This is a genomic window from Alicyclobacillus acidocaldarius subsp. acidocaldarius DSM 446, assembly GCF_000024285.1.
GTDB classification, from domain to species: Bacteria; Bacillota; Bacilli; order Alicyclobacillales; family Alicyclobacillaceae; genus Alicyclobacillus; species Alicyclobacillus acidocaldarius.
On the sequence record NC_013205.1, the window covers coordinates 432,113 to 456,384 of the forward strand.

The 24,272-nt window shown below is 65.1% G+C and carries 21 protein-coding genes and 1 riboswitch; of the genes, 20 read left to right on the forward strand and 1 reads right to left on the reverse strand.

Annotated elements, in window-relative coordinates; genetic code table 11:
* Positions 1-83 precede the first annotated feature (83 nt).
* From groES to AACI_RS02030, 7 genes are all read left to right on the forward strand, one after another.
* Positions 84-371 carry a co-chaperone GroES gene (groES, locus tag AACI_RS02000; RefSeq protein ID WP_008336392.1) on the forward strand — a complete coding sequence of 96 codons (288 nt, stop codon included), beginning with the start codon at positions 84-86 and terminating at the stop codon, positions 369-371.
* 66 nt (positions 372-437) lie between these two features.
* A complete protein-coding gene (gene groL / locus AACI_RS02005; protein ID WP_012809810.1) occupies positions 438-2,054 on the forward strand; it encodes a chaperonin GroEL in 1,617 nt (538 codons plus the stop codon).
* 173 nt (positions 2,055-2,227) lie between these two features.
* On the forward strand, positions 2,228-3,415 hold the full coding sequence (locus AACI_RS02010) for an NAD(P)/FAD-dependent oxidoreductase (RefSeq protein ID WP_012809811.1): 1,188 nt from the start codon (positions 2,228-2,230) through the stop codon (positions 3,413-3,415).
* Positions 3,416-3,431: 16 nt separating this feature from the next.
* On the forward strand, positions 3,432-4,019 hold the full coding sequence (locus tag AACI_RS02015) for a DUF1641 domain-containing protein (protein WP_012809812.1): 588 nt from the start codon (positions 3,432-3,434) through the stop codon (positions 4,017-4,019).
* A 54-nt stretch (positions 4,020-4,073) separates the two neighbouring features.
* Positions 4,074-5,489: an MBL fold metallo-hydrolase gene (locus AACI_RS02020; RefSeq protein WP_012809813.1), complete on the forward strand. Its 1,416-nt coding sequence runs from the start codon at positions 4,074-4,076 to the stop codon at positions 5,487-5,489.
* Between the two features lie 24 nt (positions 5,490-5,513).
* Complete coding sequence (locus tag AACI_RS02025; protein WP_012809814.1) at positions 5,514-6,560, forward strand: PAS domain-containing sensor histidine kinase; 1,047 nt, start codon at positions 5,514-5,516, stop codon at positions 6,558-6,560.
* A 20-nt stretch (positions 6,561-6,580) separates the two neighbouring features.
* Entirely contained in the window at positions 6,581-7,255 is a 675-nt protein-coding gene (locus AACI_RS02030; protein ID WP_012809815.1) for a response regulator transcription factor, read from the forward strand.
* 72 nt (positions 7,256-7,327) lie between these two features.
* On the opposite strand, the gene AACI_RS02035 is transcribed toward AACI_RS02030, so the two are convergent.
* Complete coding sequence (locus AACI_RS02035; protein WP_008336403.1) at positions 7,328-7,729, reverse strand: hypothetical protein; 402 nt, start codon at positions 7,727-7,729, stop codon at positions 7,328-7,330.
* 370 nt (positions 7,730-8,099) lie between these two features.
* On the opposite strand from AACI_RS02035, the gene AACI_RS02040 reads away from it, so the two are divergent.
* From AACI_RS02040 to purM, 13 genes are all read left to right on the forward strand, one after another.
* Positions 8,100-9,089 carry an AAA family ATPase gene (locus AACI_RS02040; protein ID WP_012809816.1) on the forward strand — a complete coding sequence of 330 codons (990 nt, stop codon included), beginning with the start codon at positions 8,100-8,102 and terminating at the stop codon, positions 9,087-9,089.
* Positions 9,086-10,204, forward strand: coding sequence for a DUF58 domain-containing protein (locus AACI_RS02045; protein WP_012809817.1), 1,119 nt, complete (start codon positions 9,086-9,088; stop codon positions 10,202-10,204). Before AACI_RS02040 ends, AACI_RS02045 begins: the two co-directional genes overlap by 4 nt.
* Before the next feature lie 20 nt (positions 10,205-10,224).
* Positions 10,225-12,258 carry a transglutaminase-like domain-containing protein gene (locus AACI_RS02050; protein WP_012809818.1) on the forward strand — a complete coding sequence of 678 codons (2,034 nt, stop codon included), beginning with the start codon at positions 10,225-10,227 and terminating at the stop codon, positions 12,256-12,258.
* A gap of 127 nt (positions 12,259-12,385) precedes the next feature.
* On the forward strand, positions 12,386-13,348 hold the full coding sequence (locus tag AACI_RS02055) for an MBL fold metallo-hydrolase (protein WP_148213719.1): 963 nt from the start codon (positions 12,386-12,388) through the stop codon (positions 13,346-13,348).
* Positions 13,349-13,801: 453 nt separating this feature from the next.
* Entirely contained in the window at positions 13,802-14,437 is a 636-nt protein-coding gene (locus tag AACI_RS02060; protein ID WP_012809820.1) for a hypothetical protein, read from the forward strand.
* A 139-nt stretch (positions 14,438-14,576) separates the two neighbouring features.
* Positions 14,577-14,678: riboswitch (purine riboswitch) on the forward strand.
* Between the two features lie 161 nt (positions 14,679-14,839).
* Positions 14,840-16,369 (forward strand): glutamine-hydrolyzing GMP synthase, encoded by a 1,530-nt coding sequence (gene guaA, locus AACI_RS02065; protein ID WP_012809821.1) that lies wholly within the window; start codon positions 14,840-14,842, stop codon positions 16,367-16,369.
* Between the two features lie 197 nt (positions 16,370-16,566).
* On the forward strand, positions 16,567-17,859 hold the full coding sequence (purB, locus tag AACI_RS02070; RefSeq protein ID WP_012809822.1) for an adenylosuccinate lyase: 1,293 nt from the start codon (positions 16,567-16,569) through the stop codon (positions 17,857-17,859).
* 26 nt (positions 17,860-17,885) lie between these two features.
* On the forward strand, positions 17,886-18,605 hold the full coding sequence (gene purC / locus AACI_RS02075) for a phosphoribosylaminoimidazolesuccinocarboxamide synthase (RefSeq protein WP_012809823.1): 720 nt from the start codon (positions 17,886-17,888) through the stop codon (positions 18,603-18,605).
* Positions 18,602-18,862 carry a phosphoribosylformylglycinamidine synthase subunit PurS gene (gene purS / locus AACI_RS02080; RefSeq protein WP_012809824.1) on the forward strand — a complete coding sequence of 87 codons (261 nt, stop codon included), beginning with the start codon at positions 18,602-18,604 and terminating at the stop codon, positions 18,860-18,862. Before purC ends, purS begins: the two co-directional genes overlap by 4 nt.
* Positions 18,859-19,539, forward strand: coding sequence for a phosphoribosylformylglycinamidine synthase subunit PurQ (gene purQ / locus AACI_RS02085; RefSeq protein WP_012809825.1), 681 nt, complete (start codon positions 18,859-18,861; stop codon positions 19,537-19,539). The genes purS and purQ overlap by 4 nt, the downstream gene beginning before the upstream one ends.
* Entirely contained in the window at positions 19,532-21,766 is a 2,235-nt protein-coding gene (gene purL / locus AACI_RS02090) for a phosphoribosylformylglycinamidine synthase subunit PurL (protein WP_012809826.1), read from the forward strand. Before purQ ends, purL begins: the two co-directional genes overlap by 8 nt.
* Positions 21,767-21,786: 20 nt before the next feature.
* A complete protein-coding gene (gene purF, locus AACI_RS02095) occupies positions 21,787-23,229 on the forward strand; it encodes an amidophosphoribosyltransferase (protein ID WP_012809827.1) in 1,443 nt (480 codons plus the stop codon).
* A 3-nt stretch (positions 23,230-23,232) separates the two neighbouring features.
* Positions 23,233-24,261: a phosphoribosylformylglycinamidine cyclo-ligase gene (purM, locus tag AACI_RS02100; protein WP_012809828.1), complete on the forward strand. Its 1,029-nt coding sequence runs from the start codon at positions 23,233-23,235 to the stop codon at positions 24,259-24,261.
* Positions 24,262-24,272 lie beyond the last annotated feature (11 nt).

Genomic DNA, 24,272 nt, shown 5'->3' on the forward strand with positions numbered 1-24,272 from the left:
ATCATAGTCCATGGTGTTAGCACTCACCGAGCGAGAGTGCTAACAAAGGTTCGGAACTACATCTCGCAAGGAGGTCGTTCGCAATGTTGAAGCCGCTCGCTGATCGCGTGGTGGTCCGTCCGGTGGAGCGTGAGGAAAAGACCGCTAGTGGGATTTTCCTGCCGGACAACGCGAAGGAGAAGCCGCAGGAGGGCGAAGTGATCGCCGTTGGCCCGGGGAAGCTCGATGAGAAGGGCAACCGCGTGGCCATGGAGGTCAAGGTCGGCGATCGCGTCATCTACTCGAAGTATGCGGGCACCGAGGTCAAGGTGAACAACGAGGAGCTCTTGATCCTGCGCGAGAGCGACATCTTGGCGATTGTCGAGAAGTAATGCCGGATTGACGTGAAAAACGCTCCATGAACGGAACATTCCACAGTCGTCAGGGAGGTATGCAACATGGCAAAAGAGATTCGCTTTGGTGAAGAAGCTCGCCGTGCGATGATGCGCGGAGTCGATGCGCTTGCGGATGCGGTCAAGGTGACGCTCGGGCCGAAGGGCCGCAACGTGGTGCTGGAGAAGAAGTTTGGGTCTCCGCTCATCACGAACGACGGTGTGACCATCGCGAAGGAGATCGAGCTCGAGGATCCGTATGAGAACATGGGTGCTCAGCTCGTGAAGGAAGTCGCGACGAAGACCAACGACGTCGCGGGTGACGGTACGACGACGGCGACGGTGCTGGCGCAGGCGATGATCCGCGAGGGTCTGAAGAACGTCGCCGCTGGTGCGAACCCGATGGTGCTCCGCCGCGGCATTGAGAAGGCCGTGACGGCTGCGGTCGAGGAGCTGAAGAAGATCGCGAAGCCGGTCCAGGGCCGCAAGAACATCGCGGAGGTTGCCGCCATCTCGGCTGGTTCGAACGAAATCGGCGAGCTCATCGCGGATGCGATGGAGAAGGTTGGCAACGACGGCGTGATCACCGTCGAAGAGTCGAAGGGCTTCACGACCGAGCTTGAGGTCGTCGAGGGTATGCAGTTCGACCGCGGCTACATCTCGCCGTACATGGTGACGGACGCGGACAAGATGGAGGCTGTGCTGGACGAGCCGCTCATCCTCATCACCGACAAGAAGGTCTCGAGCATCCAGGAGATCCTGCCGGTGCTGGAGCGCGTCGTGCAGGCTGGCCGTTCGCTGCTCCTCATCGCCGAGGATGTGGAGGGCGAAGCGCTCGCGACGCTCGTGGTCAACAAGATCCGCGGTACGTTCAACGCCGTGGCCGTCAAGGCGCCTGGCTTTGGCGATCGCCGCAAGGCCATGTTGCAGGACATCGCCATCCTCACGGGTGGTCAGGTCATCAGCGAGGAGCTTGGGCTTGAACTGCGCAACACGACGCTGGATCAGCTCGGCCGCGCTCGCCAGGTGCGCGTGAGCAAGGAGAACACCATCATCGTGGACGGCGCTGGCGACAAGTCGGCCATCCAGGCTCGGATCAATCAGATCAAGGCGCAGATCGAGGAGACGACCTCCGATTTCGATCGCGAGAAACTGCAGGAGCGCCTCGCGAAGCTGGCTGGTGGCGTCGCGGTCATCAAGGTGGGTGCGGCGACCGAGACCGAGCTCAAGGAGAAGAAGCTCCGCATCGAGGACGCGCTCAACTCGACGCGCGCGGCTGTCGAGGAGGGCATCGTGCCTGGCGGTGGCGTTGCGCTCGTGAACGTTATCAAGGCGCTCGACAACGTGCAGGCTGAGGGCGACGAGCTGACGGGTGTGAACCTCGTCCGCAAGGCGCTCGAGGCTCCGGTCCGCCAGATTGCGGAGAACGCGGGCGTCGAGGGCTCCATCATCGTGGAGCGCCTGAAGACGGAGCAGCCGGGCATCGGCTTCAACGCGGCGACCGGCGAATGGGTCAACATGTTCGAGGCTGGTATCGTCGACCCGGCGAAGGTGACGCGCTCCGCGCTGCAGAACGCGGCGAGCGTGGCGGCGACCTTCCTCACGACCGAGGCTGCGGTTGCCGACAAGCCGGAAAAGGAGAAGGCTCCGGCTCCCGGCGCGGGCATGGGCGACATGATGTGATCTTCCGTCGAGGAACGGAGGCACCCGAATGGGCGACCATTCGGGTGCCTTTTTCTTTGTCGTCAGGCGAGCGACGAAGAATCAGGGTTTTCCCGGATGCGCACAAGGAGAGCGCCCCTGTAAGCTTAGGTTCGAAAAGGCTTTCATCACGAGAACGTGTTGGGGGGAGCCCTATGCGCTATCCGGTCGTGATCGTCGGAGGAGGAACAGCTGGTATCTCCGTGGCCGCGCGGCTCTTGCGCGAAGAACCACGGCTTCGAGGCGAAGTGGCCATCATTGAACCTGCCGACAAGCACTACTATCAACCGCTCTGGACCCTTGTGGGCGCCGGCGCGGCGCCGCGGGAGGCGACGGTGCGCGATGAAGCATCGCTCATTCCGCCTGGCTCCGTGTGGATTCGCGATGCCGTCGTCGCCTTCCGGCCGGAGCAGGGCGAGGTCGAATTGGCCTCGGGATCGACGGTTGGGTACGACGCGCTCGTCGTCGCCATGGGCATCCAGATGGATTGGAACAAGATCAAAGGGCTCGAGGGCAACATCGGGCGCAACGGGATCTGCAGCAACTACACGTACGAGTACGTACAGACGACGTGGAATGCGCTGCAGAACTTCCGCGGCGGGAACGCGGTGTTCACCATGCCGGAGACCCCCATTAAGTGCGGCGGCGCGCCGCAGAAGATCGCCTACCTCGCGGACGATTACCTGAGGAAAAAGGGCGTCCGTCACAAAGCGCAGATTCACTACGTCACCGGAACGCCCACCATGTTCAGCGTAAAGAAATATGCGGACGCGCTGATGAAGGTGGTCGAACGCAAGCAGATTCATCCGCACTTCAAGCACCGCCTCGTCGAGGTGAAGGCGGACGACAAGGTCGCCGTGTTCGAGAACCTGGACACGGGCCAGACCATGGCCCTCGAGTTTGAGTTGTTGCACGTGGTGCCGCCCATGAGCGCGCCCGATGTGATCAAGGAAAGCCCGTTGGCCAACGAAGCCGGGTGGGTTGATGTGGACAAATTCACCTTGCAACACGTCCGCTTTCCGAACGTCTTCAGCCTTGGCGACTGCTCGGGTCTCCCCACGTCGAAGACGGGTGCGGCCATTCGCAAACAGGTGCCCGTGTTGGTGAACAACCTGACGGCCTACCTGAAAAACCGACCGGTCGAGGCCGAATATCATGGCTACACCTCCTGCCCTCTGGTGACGGGCTACGGCAGACTGATCCTCGCCGAGTTCGATTACAGCCACGAGCCGGAGGAGACCTTCCCGTTCGATCAGGGCCAGGAGCGGTTCAGCATGTACGTGCTCAAGAAGTCGTTCTTGCCGGTTCTGTACTGGGACGGCATGCTCAAGGGCCTGATGTAGGCGCGGGGGTGGGATCATGGCGAACAATTATACAGCCGAAGTCGATGGGGCCCAGCGGGCGCTTGGCGATCCGGATTTTCAGGCCAAGTTCGTGCGCGTGATCGAGCGCTTGGCTGAGTGGGACGAGGCGCTCGGCAACTTGCCCACCGCCATCGCGTTCGGGCGGGAACTGGTGCAGGATCGGGAATCGATGCGCTACCTGATGGAGTCGGCGTCGGAAGAGATTCCGCTGCGCGTCGATCGCGACACGCTCGCCGCCCTCGCCGAGCTCTTGAACGCGCTTCCGACCCTCGTGGAGCTCATGCGGCCCCTCCTGCAGTTCGCCGAGTTTGCGAAGGCGGTACTCGAGGACCGGGCGTCCGTCGAGTATCTGTTCGCGAGCCTCACATCCGAGTTCGAATCGATGCAGCGGATGATCGAGGAGGCGCGCATCATCGCGCGCGAGGCCGGACGGATCGCCGCAGAGGACCGCACGCCCGTGACCGTCTGGTCGCTCATCCGCCTGCTGAAGGAGCCCGTCGTTCAGAAGGGCCTGCGTTACGCGAAGGCTTTCGTGCAGGTGGCTCAGGAGCGCGCCGACGCGCCAATGATAAAGAACCTGTGAAGGGCGGACGCCATCGCGTCGAGAACAGAAACAGATTGAGAGAGGATGGGTGACATGTACCTTCGCCGTTTCTACGATGAAGGATTGGCGCACGCTTCCTACCTGGTCGGCTGCCAGGAAACGGGCGAGGCCTGCGTGATCGATCCCGCCCGCGACGTCGAACCGTATTTGCTCACGGCCAAGCGGGAGGGGCTGCGCATCGTAGCTGCACTCGAGACGCATATTCACGCCGATTTCGTCTCCGGGGCGCGGGAGATGGCGGATCGCGCAGGTGCGGCCATCTGCGTGTCGGACGAGGGCCCGCCGGAGTGGAAGTCCGAGTACGTCAAGGCGTATCCACACCGGCTGTTGAAGGACGGCGACGAGCTTCACTTTGGAAATGTGCGGATCGTCGTCATGCATACGCCCGGGCATACGCCGGAACACGTCTCGTACCTCCTGTACGACGGCAAGACCTCGCCGGACGTGCCCATGGCGTTGTTTTCCGGAGACTTCGTCTTTGTGGGAGACGTCGGGCGGCCGGATCTGCTCGAGCGCGTGGCGGGCGAGAGCGGCAGTTCGGAAGCGCTGGCTCGCCAGATGTTCCGCTCGCTGCGCAAATTTGAGGCGCTGCCCGATCACGTTCAGGTGCTGCCGGCCCACGGCGCGGGCAGCGCGTGCGGCAAGGCACTCGGCGCCGTCCCGTCGTCCACGGTCGGCTACGAGAAGCTGGTGAACTGGGCCCTTCAGCACAAGGACGAGGACGCGTTCGTCCAGGCGCTGCTCGCCGGGCAACCCGAAGCGCCGATCTACTTTGCCCGCATGAAACTGGTCAACAAGGTGGGGCCGCGCCTGCTCGCGGAACTGGGCGCTCCCGAGCGCGTGGACCTGCCGCCGGAACGGGTCCGCGCGTGGCGAGAGGGCGGCGTGGTGCTGGATGTGCGGCCGGCGGACGCGTTTGCGAAGCGCCACTTGGCCGGAAGCCTCAACATCCCCTGGAACAAGTCGTTCGTCACGTGGGCGGGGTGGCTTCTTCCTGCCGATCGGCCCATCCATCTGCTGGCTGCGGACGCGATCGCGCCCGACGTGATCCGCGCGCTTCGGTCCATCGGCATCGATGACGTGGTGGATTGGACCGATCCGGCCGCAGTGGATCGCGCAGCGCCGGACGACGTCGCGTCCTATGCGAACGTGTCGCCCGACGAGGTGCGTGGAGCGCTCGCGCAGCAGGGGCTCTGGCTTCTGGACGTCCGCAACGTTGACGAGTGGGCGGGGGGTCACCTGCCGCAGGCTCACCACATTCCGCTCTCGAAGCTCGCGGCTCACATCCACGACGTGCCACGCGACGGATCGGTCTGCGTGTATTGTCGGACGGGCGGTCGATCCGCCATCGCCGCGAGCCTGCTTCGGGCCCATGGCGTGGGGGATGTGCGCAACATGGTGGGCGGATATGAGGCGTGGCGCGGCAAGGGTTTCCCTGTTGAGGCGTGATGTCGTAAGGTAGAGGAAACTCGGGTGGCGAGGGTGGTGGGGGTGGCCACCAGAACGATGGCCTACAGCGCGGAACGGCTCAGGCACCTGTTCAATGCGCTGAACGACGGGATCATCGTCATGGACAAAGACCGCATCATAGTTTTCATCAATCCATCGGCGACGCGCATGACGGGTTGGGAACTGGGCGATTGGATCCCGTATTGCAGGTATTGTGAAGCGCGCGAAGTGGGCCCGGGTAAAGAGCGGTGTTTTCTCGCCGGTCAGACCGAAGTCTCGTATTTTGAGTCGGAACTGCCGACGAAGGATGGGGCCTATGTCCCCGTCGGCATGAGCCGCACGTTTCTTGAACCGTCTGGCGGCGAGGCCAGCCGCGACATGGTGATTGTCATCCGGGATGTCACGCGCGAGCGGCAGGCGAAGGAGTTGGAGATGCGAGCGCGGCTGAACCGCATGACGCTTGAGGTGCAGGAACAGGAGCGCAAGCGCATCTCTCAGGAGCTGCACGATGGGGTGAGCCAGTCCCTGTACGCGGTGGATCTCGGCATGGAGCACCTCAAGCGCCAGGCGCCACCTCGTCTGCACAGGGCGCTTGACGACCTGCGCGCGCAGGTCAAGCGGTGCTCGCAAGAGGTTCGCGCGCTGTCGCACACGCTGTATCCGTCGCTCCTGTACGATCTCGGCCTCAGCGCGGCCATCCGCATGTTGAGCGACGAGATGTCGACAAGCGGCTGTCGGATCGAGGTCAGCCTGAACAAGGAGTGGCCCGGTGGCGATCTCGGCGGCATCGCGATCCACGTGTACCGCATTGTGCAAGAGGCGGTGCACAACGCGATTTCACACGGGCGGGCGCGACACATTCAGATTCACATGACGTGCGCCGAGATGTGCGAAGTGGAAATCCGCGACGACGGGTGTGGCTTCGACGCGGACCAGATCAAGCTGCTACCCGGCTACGGGTTGAAGAACATGCGCGAGCGCGCATCTGCGCTGCATGGGGTGCTCGAGATCGAGAGTCAGCCCGGGCAAGGTACGCGCGTTCGCGTCATCTTTCCCAATCCGCTCGGCTGAGGAGAAGGGGGCGAATCGTTATGGCCCACACGCGCGTGGTCATCGTCGACGATCACGCCTTGGTCCGCCAAGGTCTGCGCCTGATCCTGCACGGCGTAGCCGGGATTGAGGTGGTGGGGGAGTGCTCGTGCGGCGAAGACGCGCTCAAAGCCGCGGTGAAAGATCGGCCAGACGTCATGCTGATGGACGTGCACATGCCTCAGGGGCTGGACGGGATCACGACCGCACGGCACCTCCGCCAGATCGCCCCTCAGGTCCGGGTCATCATGCTGACGATGTTCGACGATCGCGTCCATGTGGAAAAGATGTTGGACGCTGGCGTCTCCGGCATTGTGTTTAAGCATGACGACTCGAGCGAGATTGTGGCTGCAATTCAGCACGGCCAACCAGGGCATCCCTATCTTTCCCGCAGGTGGGGGCAGCGCGCGAATGCCGAAACCGTCAGCCCCTCGCGAACGGCGGAACGGCTGTCGCCGCGGGAGACCGAGGTCCTTGTGCTCCTGGCACAGGGCTACACCAATCGAGAGGTGGCCGACGCGCTGCACATCAGCGTCAAGACGGTGGAAACACACCGCCAGCACATCATGCGCCGGATCGGGCTGCATTCGAGAGCGGCGCTCGTCAGGTACGCCTATCAGAACGGCCTTGTGGATCCGCCCGTGCCTGGCGCCACGGAAGATTATCGAGGAGGCTGAGCCGCCTTCGCATGCTGAGCAGCGCGAGAGGCGCCCTAAGCACGTACAGTGCCTGGGGCGCCTCGTCTTGCCTCACGAAAGGCTCACGGTCCGCTCCGCCTTTTCCTCGCGCAGCGCCTCGCGCAGGCTGCGAAGGGCCTTCCGGAACGCCTTGGTCTGTTCGAACGTCACGCCGTAGGTCTTCAACTCCTGGAGCTGTTTCAGCCGGCGCTTCGCCGACTTGTATGCGGCGCGCTTTTCCTCATAAGACCTGCGCGGATCCCGCTGGATCTCCACGGCGTCCAAAATGGATTGAAAACACATCCGAGCCTGCGTGACAAACTCCGTTTGGCACATCATGCAAAACTGAAGATCCGACGGCATTTTGCACCGCTTGCATCGGCTCGCACTCTTGGGGAAGGGCCTCTTGCCGTACAGGGGTACAGGTTCAGGGTTGAGGGCTGACAGCGAGATCTCCTCGGTGTCCCTCGCCACGTGCGTATCCCTCCTTTGGTCGAAGGGCTTCGGCCTGTCCGGAGGCCGCTCCATCCGCGCAAATAGACGCATTCGCTGCGATGGAAGTTCATGCACTGGACTCGAGCTCTTCGGCGCTGTCTCTTCCTTGGATCCTATCACAAGACCATGCGGATTGCGACGAACGGCGAGTGGCAGACGGGCGGTTTTGACCCTGATGGCCCTGGGGAAGCGCGCGGTGGAGACCTTCAATTACCCATCTCCTTCCAAATGTGATGCCGGTGGCCGGATCGACAAGCGCTTCTCTTCTCTACCCACTATATGGCCCTTCGCGCGAGCTATGCGGATGTCGGCCGGTTTGTTAGAATCGGGAAGAAGAGAAGACACGGGAATGGGGATTTCGACCTTGGCTTCGCGTCAGATCAAGGTAGAAGTGGAACCGATGTCTCCGACGTTCGCGCGCCTGCGTGACGCCATCTCATCCGTGGTCTTTGGCCACGAAGAGGCTGTTCATCTCGTCCTTTGCGCGCTCGTCGCGGGCGGCCACGTCTTGATCGAAGATGTTCCGGGCGTCGGCAAGACGACGCTTGCCATGGCGATCGCGCGCCTCCTCGGCCTCACGCTGAGCCGCGTGCAGTGCACCTCGGACCTTCTTCCGGCGGACATCCTTGGGTACGCGATGTACGACAAAGAGCGGGGCGCCATCGAAGTCCGCAAAGGGCCCATCTTCAGCGAGATGGTGCTCGTGGACGAATTGAATCGCGCCTCGCCGCGTGCGCAAAGCGCCTTCCTCGAGGCGATGGAGGAGGGCTCCGTCACGCTGGACGCGAGGCGGTATCCGCTTCCGCAGCCGTTTTGGGTGCTCGCCACGCAGAATCCTCGGCAATTCGAAGGCACCTATCCGTTGCCGGAGTCGGAGCTGGATCGCTTCCTGATGTGCATCGAACTTGGCTATCCTTCCATGGAAGACGAAATCCGCATGCTCGCGGCAGGCGGCGGACAGGCCCAGCTGGAGCGCCTCCAGCCCATCGCGACGTCGGCCGATGTCCTCTGCTGGCAGCGCGAGGCGGAGAAGGTCTACGTCGATCCGGCGCTTCTCCGCTACGCCGTGCTTCTCGCCCACGCACTTCGCAGCCATCCGCGCGTGCCGATGGGTCCCAGCCCGCGCGCGCTGCTCGGGCTGATTCGCGCCGCGAAGGCTCGCGCCTACATGTGGGGTCGAACGTACGTCGTTCCGGACGACGTGCGCCATCTCGCCCGGCCCGTGTGGCGACATCGGCTTCGCCGCAGCCCCGACCCATGGATGGAGGAGCCGTGGGACGGGATCCTCGACGAGGTCTTGAACCAGGTCCCCGCGCCCAAGCTCGGTGAGCCGCGATGACAACTTCCATTCGCAGGCCGTGGCTCCTGACGGCGCTTGTGCTCGCGAGTGCCGCCGTGAGCTACCTGGCGCTCGGCACGGGGGCGGTGGGGCTGCGTGCGCTTGGAGGCGCCCTGGACGCCCTGAGCCTGTACGAACTCTCGGTCGCAATGGCCGCGCTCGCCATCTCGAAAACGCGCGTGGAGATCCCGGCGCGCGCGTTCGCGGGCGACAGCGTGCGCATCGCGGTCGAGGTCTCAACTCGGGCGCCCAGGCTCGGAAGGTGGGAGCGCCGCGCCGAGATCGCGCTCGAATGGGAGGGCCATCGCGCCGCGAGCGACAGCCTGAACACGGTGGCCTGCTGCAGGGAGCCGGGTGGCTGTCGGGTCGAACTGGAGGCCCCTTCGCTTCGCCGAGGTCGATACGCGCTGAACGCCGTGCGCGTTCGCGTGAGTGATGCGTTCGGCCTCTTTTCCGTCGATCGGCGCCTGCCGGCCGAGGGCGCGATGGCGGTGTACCCGAAGCTCGTGCCCGTCGGCGATTGGGTGCGCGAGATCGAGCGGCGGATGCGAACCCATGGGGCCACAGAGCGCGAGGCTGAGGTGGCGCCGACGGGCGGCGTGGTGCCTTATCGCCCGGGCGAGCGGCTGAGCCTCATCCACTGGCCGACATCGCTCAGGACGGGAGACCTGTATGCCAGAGAGATGGCTTCGGACATCTCGCGGCCGTGGCGTGTCGTGCCGTGGATCCGACCGGGCGATCCGCCGCATCTGGCGGAACGCGCGCTTTCGGTGGTGCTCTCGCTCGTCGCCCATGGGCAGCGCGGGGGCCTATCGGTTGAATGCTTCATTCCAACGGGCCATGGTCAGTCGCTTGCGTGGCGGCGGTGCCGCACGTTCGACGAGGCGGGCTCTGCACTTGCCGAGATCGACGTGTGCGTCGGCACGGCCCCACCGAGCGCCGAGGTGCCCGGAGGATGGTCCGCGACGATCTGGGTGACGGCCGGGGCTCCAGAATCGGTCGGACTGGCGAGGGGCGGGCGCGCGCTGGTGGTGTCAGCGGTTGACCGTCGGGAGCCTGGGGACGGGCGTGTCGCCAGGGCGCGCGGGCCAGAGCCGTCCAATGCTCGCGCCTAGCGTGGAAGGAGGAACAGTCGATGGCCCATGGGCCTGTTCGGCGGCTCGTCCGAAGCCTCCTCTGTTTCGCGTGGGTCGTCACCGCGCTTGCGCCCGTGGGGTTCGCCTTCGAGCGGCGCGCGGCTTTCGAGGTGGCAGCGTTCTGGTTCGCCATGTGCCTTGGCGCCGCCCTGACGAGTCCTTGGAAACGCGGCATGGCCTGGGCCGCTCTGCTTATCGCCCAGGTCGTCGCCGCGTTTGAGGCGGCTCGCCTCACCGGTTGGTTCGCGAACCTCGGCGCGGCTCCCTGGCGGTTGTGCGCCTTCAGCCTGGCGGGGCTTGCCGCGATGGGGCTCGTGCGGTACGCGTATCGGCGGCCGTTCACCTGGCTCCTCTACAACGGCGTGGCTCAGATCGGGCTCGTGGCCGTCTCGCTGACGCACCCGGCCGCAGGCGTATGCCTGGAACTCATGTGTCTTGGGCTCATGCTCGCGCTCTTCGCGCTTGCCCGATGGGAGGGCGCGGTGGCCCGGCCATCCGACTGGCGCCGCGCCGCGGGTGTGGGCGCAGGGATCATCCTGTGCGGCGCGGCGTGCGCGCTCGCCGCGCCCAAGGCCCCCCTCGTACCTGGTGTGGCGCGCATCGTGATGTCGCTCGTGCCCCGGACCCCCGCGCGAACGGGCTACAGCTTGGACGACAGCCATCTCGGCGGATCGCTCGTCACGGATCCGCAGCCGATCCTCGAGATGCGGGCGCCGGTTCCGCTCGATCTGCGCGGACAGGTTCTGTCCGACTACACAGGGCAGGGCTGGGTGTCCGTCCCGCTTGACGGATCGGACGTCGCCACCGCGGCCATTGGCCAGCCCCTCCCGGGCGGGCTGCCGTTCGCGCACGTCGCGTACCGCGCCATGGACGTCACCGTGTCGGTGAAAGGCACCGTGAACACCACGGATCTTCTCGCGCCATATGCGGTCGATCGCGTCCTGCGGCTGCCGGGGCTCTACGGGAACGAGTTCGCGCTCGACACCGTGCAGGGCAACATCAAGGCGGCGCCGCTCGGCCCGGGGGAATCGTACGAGGTGGAGGTGGCCGTCCCAAACAACCCGTACGCACGTCTCGCCTCGGTCGGCGCTCCGTTTGTCGCCGTGCGGCGCGATATTCCGGCCAGCATCCGTTCGTTTGACACGCAGTTGCCGGCTGAGCTGCCGGCGAGCGTCAGGCAGTTGGCGGCGCGGATCGTCGCGCAAGGGCATGCGGTGACGGAGTACGAGATGGTGAATGCCATCATCCAATATCTCGCCGCACACGAGCGGTACGACGTGTCGGACGTGCCGGTGCCGCAGCCCGGGCAGGACTACGTCGCGCAGTTTCTCTTTGACACGCACCGCGGGTACTGCGACAACTTCGCGAGTGCCGCCGCCGTGATGCTGCGCACGCTCGGCGTGCCCGCGCGCTTCGTCACAGGGTTCGCCGTCGGCGCACAAAACGAGGTGGCCCCGGACACGTATGTGGTGTCGGAGGCAGACGCGCACGCGTGGATCGAGGTCTATTTTCCGGAGTTCGGCTGGATCCCGTTCGACGCGACGCCGGGCTTTGCCATGACGTTTGCGCCCAGCTCGGCCCCGACGCGCGGCGCGCACGGGACGCTCGCGCCGGGAACGCGCCGTCACAGCGAGGCGCCCGCATCTCCGCCTGTTGTCAGGCGCGAGCCGCTCGTGGTGGCGTCTGTCGCCCTCGGCGGCGCCGCCGCAGCGCTGGGCGCCCTTTGGGCCGCGAGACGGGCACGGCGGCGCCGCGCATCGCGCCAGGAGGAGCGCGGCGAATTCTTGCGGTTGGTGCGCGAGGCCCGGGCGGCGCTCGACCTGCCTCCGAGCGCCACGCTGCGCCATCTCCGACCGCTCGCCGAGCGCGCCGGCGCATCGGACGCGTTCGGGCCTTGGCTTCGTGCCGCCGAGGCAAAGCTGTACGGCGCAGAATCGAAGGCGTGCGAACCCGCGGACTGGCGCGACCTCTCGGCGACGCTGTCCGAGTGGCTTGAGGCGGCTTCACGCGCCGGCGCGGAACGAATCCGTTAGCGTACTTCGCCCTTCGTCTGCCGACGCCGTTGCATGGGCAAAACGAGATTTCATCTTTGAATATTCATGCGCGATCTCCGGCAAAGCGTGGTAAGATCGAGAAAGAACTTCAACGAAGAACCGAGGGATGGCCATGCAGACGGGCATCGAGCGGGTGCGGATCGAGACGCCGTATCCCGAAGATCATGTGAACGCGTACCTCATCTTGGGCGATCCGCTCACGCTGGTGGACACGGGGCTGCCGTTTCCGAAGTCCCTTGCACAGCTTGAGGACGGGCTCGCGCGACACGGGGTTCGATTCGCAGACATTGAACAGATTGTCGTCACGCACATGCACCTCGATCACATCGGGGGCGTCTCTGCCGTGCAGCAGGCGTCGGGCGCGCGCATCGTCGTCTCCGAGGCGGCACGCCGCATCGTGGAGCTCGGGGAAGACGAACATCGGCGATTCGACGCGTTTTACGCGGCGTTCGCCCGCGAGGCCGGATCGGACGTCCGCTGGGAGTCGCGCATCTGGATGCAGAAATACGATTGGCGCGACGTCGTCTACGTTCGCGATGGCGACGTGGTCCGCGCGGGCGGGCGCGACTGGCGGGTGATGTACGTCCCCGGCCACAGCCGCACCGACATCGTTCTGGTGGATCCCGCTGGTCACGCCATCGCCGGCGATCATCTGCTGCCCACCATCTCGGCGAACGCGTTTGTCGAGCCGCCGGTCGACCCGTCCGCCCCTCGCCCGAAGCCGCTGCTCGATTACCGGGCGTCGATGGAGCGCACCCGCGCCCTGGATCTCGCCCTGGTGTATCCCGGCCATGGGGATCCGTTTGCGGATCATCGGGCGCTCATCGACAGGCGATTCGCCGAGCACGAGTCGCGCTGTGCCCAGATCCGCGAAGCGTTGGCGGAGGGCGCGACGACCGTGGCGGAGGTCACCCGTCGTCTATTCCCAAAGCTGGAAGGTCCGGTGGTCATGCTCGGGTTGTCCGAGGTGCAGGGCCACCTCGATTTGCTGGAGAGCCGCGGCGAGGTGACCTCGGCGATGGACGGAGAGGTCAGGCGGTGGACCCGCGTGGCGGCGTCATCTGGGTGAGGAAATTCAGATAGGTGCCAGGCACCGATGCTGGCGACAATTGTCTGGTTCGCGAGCGGCGCGAATAGAAACGGTATACTTTTATAGATATGGGCATCTTGCAGAATGACTGATTCCAGCGCGAGCGAATGCGACCCATTCGTCAAAGGAAAAGAGCCATGTTTGTCGAAAGTGCACGTTGGACTTCGCCCGTAGAAACGGTTGGTTGGATACTATTTCCTTTCTCTCAACTTAGGGCGAAGTCCTTCTTTGTGCTCGAAAAACCCTTGCTGCACAAAGGCTCGTGATTCTGCAAAAGGCTCGATCAATAGAACGAATGCCGCGACGAATCGAGGTGATCGTGTGAAACGCAGGTTGCTCCTTTTTCCCATGTTGTGCACAGGGCTCCTCACGGCCTGCGGTGGACCCACACAGACTCACACCGCCCCGCCTCAACAGCAGGTGTCCCTTCGAATGGCCGTGATCCAAGACGTCGCTCCCCAGTCTGAGACCAATCCCTTGCCGGGAATTCTGCATTCGGTTCAGTGGCAGTTCTCGGACGGTTCAAAGGGCTATCCCGTATCGCGCGATGTGGTGAATCAGTTTCGAATTCAGAATGTCGAAATTGTGCGTGTAAGGATCCCTCGCGTCTCGAAGACCCAAGGGGTTCTGGTGGTTGGCAACAAAAACGGCGTGTGGAAGACGGACGCGCTGTTCTTATTGCCTTCTTCCGAGGGCCAGAGTAAAGACCTGGACGGTGCGTCGCTGTCCAAGGCACAGACCACAGGCCCCGTCTCTGTGCCAGATGTCGGCGACGTGGACATCTACACGAGCGCCGATAAGATGGTTTGCTTCATCATGTCAAACCGGGAGCCATCGCTTCGAGAGGGCGTGTCGAGTGTTCGACTGGCGTCTGGTGTGCAGGCGGAGTTCCAGAGCGCCCACGGTGTGAATAGCTTGTGGTATCCATATGGTTCCCGCACCTTCCTCGTGGCGGGCAACACGGACCGCGGTCAACTCGTGTCCGTTGCCAACAGCTACACACCGAATCGAGTCTTCTTCTCCCTCGAAGGCCATCAGGGCGACGCACATGTGAGCGTTGGGACTTGACCCATGCCGCCCTGACTCCGAACGCTGGCGTGGTGAGGAGCACTGGAGGAAGATCAGCTTGATTTGGCGGGGCGAATTTCGGGAGGCCGGGGTTCGCCCTTGTTTTCCCGAATTGACGCCCTTTGTCGAAACCGATAGAATGGGTGCGTAATCCGAGACTCGTATAATGCCGGGAATATGGCCCGGCAGTCTCTACGAGGCGACCGTAAATCGCCTTGCTACGAGGTCGGGCAGGAACGTCGCATACGTGGCCGAACGCGCGGGCGCCGGAGCGGGGGCGATTTGCGCCTTCGCCGCTGTGTGCCTGTTCCGGCTTGGACGGGCCGATCCTCGTGGACGTGCGGGATCGGCCCGTTGTCGTAGCCGTTCCTCGCGACCTTTTCCGCAAAGGAGTGCCTGTCGATGCATGAACTTGTGGCCGTCCTCGACTTCGGAGGCCAGTACAACCAGCTGATTGCACGGCGCATCCGCGAGCTCGGCGTGTACTCCGAGCTTCTGCCCCACACCACATCGGCCGAAGCGCTGAAGCAGCGCCCGCTCAAGGGCATCGTCTTCTCCGGCGGCCCGAAGAGCGTGTTTGCGGAAGGCGCGCCAGACGTCGATCACGCCGTGTTCGATCTCGGCGTCCCCATTCTCGGCATTTGTTACGGCATGCAGCTCATGGCGAAGCGGTACCACGCGGACGTGGCACGCGGCGCCGTGCGCGAATACGGGCGGGCGTCCATCGAGGTGAAGCCGGGCGCTGAGCTGTTTCGCGGCCTGCCGGATCGCCAGGGCGTGTGGATGAGCCACAGCGACGTGGTGACCAAGGTGCCCGAGGGCTTTCGCCTCGACGCGATCACCGACAACGGCGCCATCGCGGCCATGTCGAAGCCAGATGCGCAGCTTTACGCCGTCCAATTTCACCCCGAGGTCCATCACAGCGATTACGGCACGGACCTTCTCCGCAACTTCCTATTCGACGTCTGCCGCTGCCGCGGGGATTGGACGATGCGCAACTTCATCGACGAGTCCATTGCCAGCATTCGCGAGCGAGTCGGCGACAAGCGCGTGCTCGTCGCCATCTCGGGCGGGGTCGATTCGTCGGTGGCGGCGGCGCTGGTGCATCGCGCCATTGGCCATCAGCTGACGGCCATGTTCGTCGATCACGGCCTCCTGCGCAAGGGCGAGAGCGACAGCGTCATGCAGAGCCTGCGGGACAAGCTCGGCATCGACGTGGTGCGGGTGGACGCGAAGGAGCGGTTTCTGGGCCGCCTCGAGGGCGTAACCGATCCCGAGCGGAAGCGGAAGATCATCGGCGAGGAATTCATCCGCGTGTTTGAGGAAGAGTCGGAGCGACTCGGCCCGTTCGACTACCTCGTGCAGGGCACGCTCTACACCGACATCATCGAAAGCGGGACGCATACGGCGGCGACCATCAAGTCGCATCACAATGTGGGCGGACTGCCGGAAGACGTCCGGTTTGAGATCATCGAGCCGCTGCGCGATCTGTTCAAGGACGAGGTGCGCCGCCTCGGCGAAGCGCTGGGCCTGGCGCCCGAGATCGTCTGGCGGCAGCCGTTCCCGGGGCCAGGGCTTGCCATCCGCATCATCGGCGAGGTGACGGAAGAGAAACTGCATCTCGTGCGCGAGTCGGACGCCATTTTGCGCGAGGAGATCGCGAAGGCGGGGCTGGAGCGCGAGATCTGGCAGTACTTCACCGTGCTGACCGGCAACCGCACCGTGGGCGTGATGGGCGACGAGCGGACGTACGCCTACACGCTCGCCGTCCGCGCGGTCCTGTCGCAGGAGGGCATGACGGCGGATTTCGCGCGTATTCCCTGGGACGTCCTGGCGGCCATTTCGACGCGCATTGTCAACGAGGTCCCGGGCATCAACCGCGTCGTGTACGACATCACGTCCAAGCCGCCCGCGACCATCGAGTGGGAGTGACTCGCCTCGGGCGAGTCTGCACCCGCGCGAGCGAACGTTCAGTTCAATTTCACAATGAACGTTCGGATCGAGGCGGAATTCGTGTTACCATGGGGAGCGACGAGAACGCTCGTGTAGAGAAACGCGCCGCGCACGCGGGCGCAAAGAGAGCCCACGGAGACCGGGGCTCAAACCGCTTCATACAAGGAGGATGTGGCGTGATCGACCGGTACAGCCGGCCTGAGATGGCGAGCCTGTGGACGCTGGAAGAAAAGATGCGGTGGTGGCTGGAAGTCGAGATCCTCGCGGTGGAGGCGTGGGCCGAACTCGGCGTCATCCCGAAGGAGGACGCGCGGCTCATCCGCGAACGCGCGCGCTTCGACGTGAACCGCGTGCTGGAAATTGAGCAGGAGACGCGCCACGACGTGGTGGCATTCACCCGCGCGGTCTCGGAGTCGCTTGGCCCGGAGCGGAAGTGGGTGCACTACGGGCTGACGTCGACGGACGTGGTCGACACCGCGCTAATGGCGCAGTTGCGCCGTCCCATCGAGATCATCCGCGAGGACGTGGAGCAGCTCCTCTCGACGCTTGAAGCGCTCGCGAAAAAGCACAAATACACCGTCATGATGGGCCGCACGCACGGCGTGCACGCGGAACCCACCACGTTCGGGCTCAAGTGCCTGCTCTGGTACGCCGAATTGGGGCGCGATCTCGAGCGGTTCGACGCGGCGAGCGAGCGCATGCGCTACGGCAAGATCTCCGGCGCCGTGGGCACGTACGCGAACGTCGATCCGCGGGTGGAGGAATACGTCTGCTCGAGACTCGGATTGAAGCCTGCGCCCATCAGTACGCAGACGTTGCAGCGGGATCGGCACGCGGAGTTCATCTTCACCCTGGCGCTCCTCGGCACGACGCTGGACAAGATTGCGACCGAGATCCGCGCGCTGCAGAAGTCCGAGGTGCGCGAGGTGGAGGAGCCCTTCTACAAGGGGCAGAAGGGATCTTCCGCCATGCCGCACAAGCGAAATCCGGTGTCGTGCGAGCAGATCTCCGGCCTCTCGCGCGTGCTGCGCGGCTACATCGTGCCCGTGCTCGAAGACGTGCCTCTCTGGCACGAGCGCGACATCAGCCACTCGTCCGTGGAGCGCATCGTGCTTCCGGACGCGACTATTCTCATCGACTACATGCTGAACCGCATGAACCGCATCTTGACCGATCTGCACGTCTACCCCGAGAACATGCGCCGCAACATGGATCGGACGCACGGGCTCGTCTTCTCGCAGCGCGTCATGACCGCGCTCGTGGACAAGGGCCTGTCGCGCGAGGAGGCGTACGACACCGTCCAGCCGCTCGCGATGCAGGCGTGGGAAGAGGCGAGATCGTTCAAGGACCTCGTCCTCGCGTCCGATCGCGTCCGGGCTCACCTCACGCCTGAGGAGATCGATGCCCTGTTCGATCCGTCCTGGCATCTGAAGCACGTCGACACCATCTTCCACCGCTTTGGCATGTGAGCCGCTCTCACGAAAGGATGGGCGAAATGGCCGAGGAAACGCTGCTTTACGAAGGCAAGGCGAAAAAGGTGTTTGCGACGTCCGACCCAGGCGTGGTGCGCGTCCTGTACAAGGACGACGCCACCGCGTTCAACGGCGAGAAGCGCGGGACCATCGCCGGCAAGGGCGCCATCAACAACCAGATGAGCAACCTCCTGTTCCGCTACCTCGAAGAGCACGGTGTTCCTACCCACTTTGTGGAAGAGATCTCCGAGCGGGAGACGCTCGTGCGCAAGGTGGAGATCATCCCGCTCGAGGTGGTCGTCCGCAACATCGCGGCCGGCAGTTTCTCCAAGCGGTTCGGGATCGAAGAGGGCACGCCGCTCGAGCGGCCTTTGGTCGAGTTCTACTACAAGAACGACGCGCTCGGCGATCCGCTTGTGACCGACGATCACGCCCTCATTCTGCACCTCGCCACGGCGGACGACCTCGCCGAGCTTAGGCGTCTCGCGCTCGCCGTGAACGATCTCCTCGTTCGGCGTTTTCGCGAGGCCGGGCTCATCCTCGTGGACTTCAAGCTGGAGTTCGGGCGGCTTCCGTCGGGCGAGATCGTCCTGGCGGACGAGATCTCACCGGACACCTGCCGGCTTTGGGATGAACGCACGAGGGAAAAACTGGATAAAGATAGGTTCCGACGCGATCTCGGCGGCGTCGAAGAGGCGTACCAAGAGGTGTGGGCGCGGCTCAAAGGAGGCGTGGCGCGTTGAAGCAGTTTGAGGTCGAGGTCAAGGTGTGGTTGAAGCCGTCCGTCTTCGATCCGCAGGGGCACGCGGTGCACGGCGCCCTCGTGTCGCTCGGCTTTCAGGGAGCGGGCGAGGTGCGAATCGGCAAGTTCATTCAGATGACGCTCGAGGCGGAGGACGAAGGGGCGGCGGCGCGCCAGGTGGACGACATGTGCCAGAAGGTGCTCGCCAACCCCGTCATGGAGACGTACGCGTTCGAGATCAGGGAGCGAGGCCAATGAGGTGGGCGGTTGTCGTCTTCCCGGGTTCCAATTGCGATCGCGACGCCGAGCAGGCCATCCGCCTGGTGACGGGCGATCCGGTCGATCTCGTCTGGCACGACGCGGAAGATCTCAGCGCCTACGACGCAATCGTGCTGCCGGGCGGTTTCTCCTACGGGGATTATCTTCGCGCAGGCGCCATCGCGCGGTTCTCGCCCGTGGTGCGCGCGGTGGCGCGCGAGGCCGAGCGCGGCAAGCCGGTGCTCGGCATCTGCAACGGGTTTCAGATCTTGACGGAGTCGGGACTTTTGCCGGGCGCGCTCCTCGCCAACCATCATCTCCAGTTTCGCTGCGAGATCGCCAAACTTCGCGTGGAGACGAACGATTCGCCGTTCACGCGCCTGTATGAGCCGGGGGAGATGATCCGTATTCCCATCGCGCACGGCGAAGGCCGCTATCACGCGGAGCCTGAGGTCTTGGAGGAGCTTCGCCGCGAGGGCCGCGTGGCGTTCCGCTACGTCGAGAATCCGAATGGATCCGTCGACGACATCGCGGGCATTTTGAACGCCAGGCGGAACGTGCTCGGCCTCATGCCGCATCCGGAGCGGGCCGTGATCGACTGGATGGGTTCGGAGGACGGCATTCGCATGTTTCAATCGATTCACGCGCACGTCGAGGAGGGCCTAACGCATGCGTGAGCCAACGCCAGAAGAGATTCGGGACGGCGCCATCTACCGAAGCCTGGGGCTCTCGGACAGCGAGTACGAGCTGGTGGTGGAAAAGCTCGGGCGGCTGCCGAACTACGTCGAGGCGGGCATCTTCGGCGTGCTCTGGTCGGAGCACTGCAGCTACAAGAGTTCCAAGGTGCATCTGCGCAGGTTCCCGACGACGGGGCCGCAGGTGCTGCAGGGCCCCGGCGAAAACGCGGGCGTCGTCGACATCGGCGACGGTTGGGCGGTCGCGTTCAAGATGGAGAGCCACAATCACCCCTCCGCCGTCGAGCCGTACCAGGGCGCGGCGACAGGCGTCGGCGGCATCCTGCGGGACATCTTCACCATGGGCGCGCGGCCCATCGCGTTTCTCGACAGCCTGCGCTTCGGGCCGCTGGACGACGCGCGCACGCGGTATCTCTTTTCTCAAGTGGTGGCTGGGATCGGGGGATACGGGAACTGCGTCGGCATCCCCACGGTCGGGGGCGAGGTGCAGTTTTCACCCACCTACCGCCAGAACCCGCTGGTGAACGCGATGTGCGTCGGGATCCTGCCGGCGAATGGCATCGTCCGCGGGGAAGCGAAAGGCGTCGGAAACCCGGTCTTCGTCGTCGGCGCGCGCACCGGTCGCGACGGCATCCACGGCGCCACGTTCGCATCGGCGGAAGACCCGGAGGAAAAGGAGCGCTCGGCGGTGCAGGTGGGTGATCCCTTCCTCGGCAAGCTCCTCATGGAGGCGTGCCTGGAGCTCATCGCCACCGGCGCGGTGGTCGGCATCCAGGACATGGGCGCGGCCGGGCTAACCTCCTCGTCCGCGGAGATGGCGAGCCGAGCGGGCGGCGGCATCGAGCTCGTGCTGGATCGCGTCCCGGTGCGGGAGACGGGCATGACGCCGTACGAAATGATGCTGTCCGAGTCACAGGAGCGCATGCTCGTCGTGCTCGAGCGCGGCAAGGAGGAGGTGGCGTTCGCCATCTTCCGCCGCTACGGCCTCGAGGTCGCCGACGTGGGCCGCGTCACCGACGACGGCATGCTGCGCCTTTTGTGGCACGGGGAAGTGGTCGCGGAAATCCCGGTGCGCGCGCTCGTCGACGAGGCGCCGGTGTACGAGCGGCCGGTCGGCCCGCCTGTATTGCCCAAGCGGGCGTCCATCCCCGAGCCAAGCCATCTCGCCGGGGCCTGGCTCGATCTCATGCGCCACCCGAACATCGCCGACAAGTCGTGGGTGTACCGCCAGTACGACACGATGGTGCGCGCGCAGACGGTGTTAGGCCCCGGCATGGACGCGGCGCTCGTCAAGGTGCCCGATCTCGACAAGGCCGTGGCCATGGCGACCGACGGCAACGCGCGCTACGTCCGGCTGAATCCGAAAAAGGGCGGTGCCATCGCCGTGGCGGAAGCGGCCCGCAACGTCGCCGCGGTCGGCGCCAAGCCGCTCGCCATCACCAACTGCCTCAACTTCGGCAATCCCGAAAAGCCCGCAGTCATGCGCCAGTTGTCGGACGCCATCGACGGCATGGCTGAGGCGTGCCGCGCGCTCGACACCCCCGTGGTGAGTGGCAACGTGTCGCTCTACAACGAGTCGCGCGGCCAGGACATCGATCCGACGCCCATCGTCGGCTGCATCGGCGTGCTGGATGGGATTTCGCGCCGCATGCCGTCCGCGCCGCGGGAGGCGCGTGGGCTGAAACTCGTGATCCTCGGGCGCGAGGACGACGAGCTCGACGGATCGCTCTTCGCCGAAATGGCGTGTGGCGAGCCGGTGGGCGACGCGCCGTATCTCGATCTCGCCGCCGAGCGGCGCTTGCATGAACTTCTGCAGCGCATCGCCGCCGAGCGCGCCGCCGTGGCCGTGCACGACGTGTCCGAAGGCGGCCTGGCCGTCGCGATTGCGGAGATGGCCATCGGGGCGGGGTGCGGCGCATCGCTCGTGGCACCCGATGGCGTGCGGCCAGCCGGCTGGCTGTTTTCCGAAGCCCAAGGGCGCGCCATTGCCGCCGTCTCGCCGGATGCGCTCGATGCGCTCCTCCATCTCGCCCGCGCGCTCGACGTCCCGGCCCGGGTCGCAGGGGAATTCACCGATGTGCCACATGTCGAAGTCGCATTTGCGAGCGATCTCGTCCGCGTTTCGCTCGCCGACTTGGAGGAGGCTTACCGAACGGCCATCCCAAGCCTCCTTCGCCAGGATGCTGTCGACTCGCGCGCAACGCTTTGACCAAAAAGGAGAGACCAGGCGTGGATAGCGTGGAAAAGCAGGCGGCTTACGGCGATAAGCCGCGCGAAGAGTGTGGCGTCTTTGGCATCTTTGGTCACCCGCGGGCGGCCGCGCTGACGTACTACGGGCTCGTCGCGCTTCAGCACCGCGGACAAGAGGCGGCTGGCATCACCTCCACCGACGGATCGCGCATGTACAGCCACAAGGGCCTTGGGCTCTTGACCGACGTGTTTCGCGCGGGCGAGCTCGAGGGGCTCCACGGCCACGCCGCCATCGGCCACGTGCGGTACTCGACGGCCGGATCGAACACGATTCAGAACGCGCAGCCCATCGCGCTCGCGACACATGCGCGCAACTTCGCCATCGCGCACAACGGCAACCTCGTCAACGCGCGCTTTTTGCGCATTCAGTTGGAGGAACAGGGAAGCCTGTTTCAGACGACGTCGGACACCGAGGTCATCGCGCACCTCATCGCCAAGGAGGGCGTGGGCGATTTGGCCGATCTCGTCGCGCGCGCGGTGCAAAAGATCGAGGGCGGCTTCGCGCTCGTCATCCTGAGCGATGACGAGCTCATCGCAGTGCGCGATCCGTTCGGCCTGCGCCCGATGGTGCTCGGGCGGCTCGGGGACGCGCACGTGGTGGCGTCGGAATCCTGCGCCTTCGAGACGGTCGGGGCCACGCTCGTGCGCGACGTGGAGCCGGGCGAGCTGTTGCACATCACGCGCCACGGCGTGCGATCCGTCCGCTTCGCTCCCCGCCGCGCAAGGCGCATGTGCACGTTCGAGCACGTGTACTTCGCCCGGCCGGACAGCGACGTCGACGGCTGGAACGTGCACAGCGTGCGCAAACAGCTCGGGCGCATCCTGGCCGAGCGGCATCCCGCGCCGGGCGACATCGTGATTGGCGTGCCGGATTCGAGCGTGTCGGCGGCGGCGGGCTACGCCGAGCAGAGCGGGCTTCCGCTCGAGACGGGGCTCATCAAGAACAAGTACATCGCCCGCACGTTCATCCAGCCTTCACAGGAGCTGCGCGATCTCGGCGTGCGGCTGAAACTGAATGCCGTGCGCTCGGTCGTCGAAGGCAAGCGCGTCGTCCTCATCGACGATTCCATCGTCCGCGGCACCACGTCGCGGCGCATTGTGCGGTTGTTGCGCGGCGCGGGGGCGCTCGAGGTGCACGTCCGCATCTCCAGCCCGCCGTACGTGAGCCCGTGCCATTACGGGATCGACACGGCGAAGGAGGACGAACTCATCGCGGCGCGCCATTCCATCGACGAGATCCGGCGCGCCATTGAGGCGGACTCGCTGGAGTTCCTCACCGTGGATGAACTCATGCAGGCGTTCGGCTTTCCGCCGGGATCGCCCGTGCCGTTCTGCAACGCGTGCTTCACCCGCCGCTATCCGACGAGTTTGATCGATCAGACGCTGAACGAGGGCATGGAGCCCATCCGCATAGGAGGGTGAACGTTGGATCTGTACAAGCAAGCGGGCGTCGACATCGACGCCGGAAACGAGGCGGCGAAGCGGTACGCGGGACTGGCCAAGGCGACCCTCCGGCCCGAGGTGCTGGCGGCCATCGGTGGTTTTGCCAGCGGGTTCGCGCTCGATCTCGCCCGATTCCCGGAACCCGTCCTGGTCTCCGGCACCGACGGCGTCGGCACGAAGCTGAAGATCGCCATCGCCGCGGGGCGGCACGACACCATCGGGATCGACTGCGTGGCGATGTGCGTGAACGACATCCTCACGGTGGGCGCGGAGCCACTGTTCTTCCTCGACTACCTCGCCGTCGGCAAGCTCGACGTCGGCGTGGCCGAGGCCGTGGTGTCAGGCGTGGCGGAGGGCTGTCGCCAGGCGGGCGCCGCGCTCGTGGGCGGCGAAACGGCCGAGATGCCCGGCATGTACGGCGATGGGGAGTACGATCTCGCTGGCTTCGCCGTGGGCTGCGTGAATCGCGGCGAGATGGTGGACGGATCGGCCGTGCGGGAAGGCGACGTGCTCCTCGGGCTCGCGTCGAACGGCGTGCACTCGAACGGCTACTCCCTCGTGCGCAAACTGGTCGCCGAGCACGGCCTTCGGTTGTCCGATCCGTTCCCCGGCGAGGACGCGGACGTGGCCGAGGTGCTCCTACGCCCGACGCGGATCTACGTCAAGAGCGTGCTCAAGCTCGTGCGCGAAGGCGTGCGCGTGTCCGCGATGGCCCACATCACGGGCGGCGGGCTCGTCGACAACCTGCCACGTGTGCTGCCGGAAGGATGCGAGGCGCAGGTGCGGCGCGGATCGTGGCCGATGCAGCCGGTGTTTCAGTGGCTGCTTCGGGCGAGCGGCCTTTCGTTTGAGGAGGCGTCGCGCATCTGGAATCTCGGCATCGGCTACGTCATCGCCCTGCCCGAGGCGGAGGCCCCGCGCGCGGCGGAGCTTCTTCGAGCCGAGGGCGAGGCGGTGTACGACATCGGGCGCGTCGCGCGCGGGGCGCGGGGCGTGAGGTTCATTCAGTAGAGAAGCGGGAC